The following is a 3,879-nucleotide window of genomic DNA, read 5'->3' as shown; positions in this document are numbered from 1 at the left end:
CTCAGGATGCGAGGTACGGGTGACCAGGCCGGAGTCGACCAGGGGTGCGACCTGCCGGGTGACGGTCGAGGAGTCGATCCCCATGCCGCAGGCGAGGGCTTTGACGCCCATCGGGCCGCTCTGGTCGAGCCGGTTGAGCAACAGGTAGGCGGCGCGGTCCATGGAGTTGCGGGCCTGTCCGATCCCGCCGAGCCGGGTCTGCTCCGCGCGGCGCGCGAATATGGCGACCTGGTGCTGCATCGCGTCGAGTACGAGAGCGGGGGTGCCGGTCTCACTGGTCTCGCTGGGCTCTGTCGTCATGTCCGGTTGCGTGGGCATGGCGGATGCTCGCTTCTTCGGAGAAGTACCAAGGGCACGTAAAGACTTAGATGTGTGCACCAGCGTACGCGGACCCGGCGCGACCCGTACCTCCGCTGCGGGAACAGGTCCGTGACGGTATCCTTCGCGCGCTCTTCGGGCGGTGGACTGCGAGACTGGCCGCATGGTCACACGCCCCGCCGAAGTTCCCGCCGTGTCCGTCGAGGACGTACGCGCCGCACAGAAGACGCTCTTCGGAGTGGCCCGTGCGACGTCCCTGGAGGGCAGCCGCCACCTCAGCTCCCTGGTCGGCTCCCCCGTCCACTTCAAGTGCGAGAACCTGCAGCGCACGGGCTCGTTCAAGCTGCGTGGCGCGTACGTGCGCATCGCGGGGCTGTCCGCCGAGGAGCGGGCGCGCGGTGTCGTCGCCGCGAGCGCCGGCAACCACGCGCAGGGGGTGGCGCTGGCGGCGTCCCTCCTCGGGGTGGAGTCCACCGTGTTCATGCCGGAGGGCGCCCCGCTGCCGAAGGTCGCCGCGACCCGCGACTACGGCGCCCGGGTCCGTACGCACGGCCAGGTCGTGGACGAGACGCTGCGGGCGGCGGAAGAGTACGCGCGGGAGACGGGTGCCGTCTTCATCCACCCCTTCGACCACCCCGACGTGGTTGCCGGACAGGGCACGGTCGGGCTGGAGATCCTCGAGCAGTGCCCCGAGGTACGCACGATCGTGGTGGGTGTGGGCGGCGGCGGGCTCATCGCCGGCGTGGCGGTGGCCGTCAAGGAACTGCGTCCGGACGTGCGGGTGATCGGCGTGCAGGCGCAGGGCGCGGCGGCCTATCCGGCGTCGCTCGCGGCGGGGAAACCAGTGGCGCTGGACTCGGTCTCGACCATGGCCGACGGGATCAAGGTGGGGCGGCCCGGCGACGTGCCGTTCAAGATCGTCGGCGACCTGGTCGACGAGGTCCGTACGGTCTCCGAGGACGCTCTCTCCAGTGCGCTGCTGCTCTGCCTGGAGCGGGCCAAGCTCGTCGTGGAGCCCGCGGGAGCCTCTCCGGTGGCGGCCCTGCTCTCGGAACCGGGGTCCTTCGAGGGACCCGTGGTGGCCGTGCTCTCGGGGGGCAACGTCGATCCTCTGGTGATGCAGCGGACACTGCGGCACGGCATGGCGGCGGCGGGCCGTTATCTGTCGCTGCGGCTGCGGCTGACGGACCGGCCGGGGGCGCTGGCGGCGCTCCTGGGGGAGTTGTCGGTGGCGGACGCTAACGTCCTGGACGTGAGCCACGTACGGACCGATCCGCGGCTCGGGCTCGACGAGGTGGAGGTGGAGCTGCACTTGGAGACACAGGGACCGGAGCACTGCACCGAGGTCGCGGCCACGCTGCGGTCGGCCGGATACACGGTGGTACTGACCCGCTGACACGAGCGGGCACACTCGCGACTGTCGCGAGTTCCCAGAAAACCCATTGACGCGATGTATCGCGTTCGCTCATACTACTGTCACGGGCGCGCGGAACCGTTGTCACTGCCCTATGCCGGACATTTCCGGCATAACTAGAATTCCCTTCTTCCTCCTCCACATGCTGGGAGTCCACATATGCCAGGCGCCATTTACGCCGAGGGGCTGGTCAAGACCTTCGGCGAGGTAAGGGCACTGGACGGCGTCGACCTCGAGGTCCCCGAAGGCACCGTGCTGGGCCTGCTCGGGCCGAACGGCGCCGGAAAGACCACTGCCGTAAGGGTGCTCACCACCCTCCTCCAGCCCGACAGCGGGCAAGCCACCGTCGCCGGGATCGACGTACTCAAGCACCCCCACGAGGTGCGGCGCTCGATCGGCCTCTCCGGCCAGTTCGCCGCCATCGACGAGTATCTGACCGGCAGGGAGAACCTGCAGATGGTCGGCCAGCTCTACCAGTTGTCCGCCCGGGACGCGAAGAAGCGGGCGGTGATGCTGCTCGACCGCTTCCATCTCGCGGACGCCGCCGACCGTACGGCCAAGACCTACTCCGGCGGCATGCGCCGCCGGCTCGACCTCGCGGCGGCTCTGGTCGTGCGGCCGCCGGTGATGTTCATGGACGAGCCGACCACCGGCCTCGACCCGCGCAACCGCCAGGAACTGTGGGGCGTCATCGAGGAGTTGGTCGCCGACGGCACCACCCTCCAGCTCACCACGCAGTACCTGGAGGAGGCCGACCGCCTCGCCCACGAGATCGCCGTCGTCGATCACGGCAAGGTCATCGCCCTCGGCACGTCCGACCAGCTCAAGGCCCAGATGGGCGGGGAGCGGATCGAGGTGGTCGTGCACCGGCGGGACGACCTCGCCACCGCCGGGACCGTCCTGGACCGGCACAGCCTCCAGGGCCCGGACAAGGGCGCCGTCTCCGTGGAGCATCACACCCGCAGGCTGACCGTCCCCGTCACCGGCGGCGCGAAGCTGCTCGCCGAGGTCATTCGCGAACTGGACGCGCGCGGCGTCGAGATCGACGACATCGGCCTGCGCCGTCCCACCCTCGACGACGTCTTCATCACCCTCACCGGCCATGCGGCCGAAACGGGCGACGAGAACGGCGACGGCGCGGACCTCGACGGCGACGACCCGGCGGCAGCCGGGCAGCAGGGCAATCGGAAGCCCAGGAAGCAGCGGAACCAGAAGAAAGGGGCGGTCCAGTGACTGCCACCACAGCGCCGTCCCCGGCGCCGGCCACCACGGCCGTCGGCGGCATCCGGCAGTCCGTCTCCGACTCGCTGATCATCGCCAAGCGCAACCTCATCCGGATGCTGCGCATCCCCGAGGTCGTCGTCTTCGGGCTCTTCCAGCCCGTCATGTTCGTGGTGCTGTTCAGCTACGTCTTCGGCGGTTCGCTGGCGGTCGGAGGCACCACGGACCCAGCGGTGTACCGGGAGTTCCTGATGGCGGGGATCTTCGCGCAGACCGTCACCTTCGCCACGGCAGGCGCGAGCGCCGGCATCGCGGAGGACATGCAGAAGGGCCTCGTAGACCGCTTCCGCTCGCTGCCGATGGCCCGCGGCGCCGTACTCACCGGCCGTACGCTCGCCGACCTCGTGCAGACCGCGCTGACGCTGGTCGTCCTGGCGATCGTCGCGCTGCTCGTCGGCTGGCGCACGCATGAGAACGCGCTCAAGGTGCTCGCCGGATTCGCCCTGTTGCTGCTGCTCGGATACGCCTTCACCTGGATCGGCGCGCTCATCGGCCTTTCCGTACGGTCTCCGGAGGCCGCCACCTCGGGCGGGCTGGTCTGGCTGTTCCCCGTCACCTTCATCTCGAACGCCTTCGTGGATACGAGCCGCATGCCCGCCTTCCTCCAGTACGTCGCCGACTGGAATCCGTTCAGCGCCACTGTGCAGGCGTGCCGGGAGCTGTTCGGCAATCCGGGCGTCGTGGATTCCGGCGCGTGGCCCATGCAGCATCCCGTCCTGGCTTCGCTGCTCTGGTCGCTGCTGATCCTGGTCGTCTTCCGCACCCTGGCCGTACGCAAGTACCGCCGGGCCGTGGGCTGACCACCCGAACACACGCCGAGCGCGTCACGCGCGCCGAGGGGCCGCGACCGGTGACCGGTCGCGGCC

4 protein-coding genes are annotated in these 3,879 nt (G+C 69.8%); 3 read left to right on the top strand and 1 reads right to left on the bottom strand.

What is annotated here, in order from left to right; all coding sequences use genetic code 11:
• The coding region (locus ACRDP3_RS10265) for a MarR family transcriptional regulator (RefSeq protein ID WP_431516563.1) at window positions 1-318 on the bottom strand (318 nt) is incomplete at its 3' end.
• Window positions 319-481: 163 nt separating this feature from the next.
• Here ACRDP3_RS10265 and ilvA point away from each other — a divergent pair.
• The 3 genes from ilvA to ACRDP3_RS10250 all read left to right on the top strand — a co-directional run bounded on the left by ilvA (window position 482) and on the right by ACRDP3_RS10250 (window position 3,813).
• On the top strand, window positions 482-1,714 hold the full coding sequence (ilvA, locus tag ACRDP3_RS10260; protein ID WP_431516562.1) for a threonine ammonia-lyase: 1,233 nt from the start codon (window positions 482-484) through the stop codon (window positions 1,712-1,714).
• A 177-nt stretch (window positions 1,715-1,891) separates the two neighbouring features.
• Window positions 1,892-2,965: an ATP-binding cassette domain-containing protein gene (locus ACRDP3_RS10255; RefSeq protein WP_431516561.1), complete on the top strand. Its 1,074-nt coding sequence runs from the start codon at window positions 1,892-1,894 to the stop codon at window positions 2,963-2,965.
• Window positions 2,962-3,813: an ABC transporter permease gene (locus tag ACRDP3_RS10250; RefSeq protein ID WP_431516560.1), complete on the top strand. Its 852-nt coding sequence runs from the start codon at window positions 2,962-2,964 to the stop codon at window positions 3,811-3,813. Before ACRDP3_RS10255 ends, ACRDP3_RS10250 begins: the two co-directional genes overlap by 4 nt.
• Window positions 3,814-3,879: the final 66 nt, after the last annotated feature.

Origin of the sequence: Streptomyces sp. (assembly GCF_050698815.1) — a bacterium.
Classification (GTDB): Bacteria; Actinomycetota; Actinomycetes; order Streptomycetales; family Streptomycetaceae; genus Streptomyces.
Note: the sequence above shows the minus strand (reverse complement) of the source record. Positions and strands in the feature narration are given on the sequence as shown.

Excerpts from the sequence above, each read along its gene's own strand:
- ilvA (WP_431516562.1), top strand. The coding sequence starts at position 482 with ATGGTCACACGCCCCGCCGAAGTTCCCGCCGTGTCCGTCGAGGACGTA.
- ACRDP3_RS10255 (WP_431516561.1), top strand. The coding sequence starts at position 1,892 with ATGCCAGGCGCCATTTACGCCGAGGGGCTGGTCAAGACCTTCGGCGAG.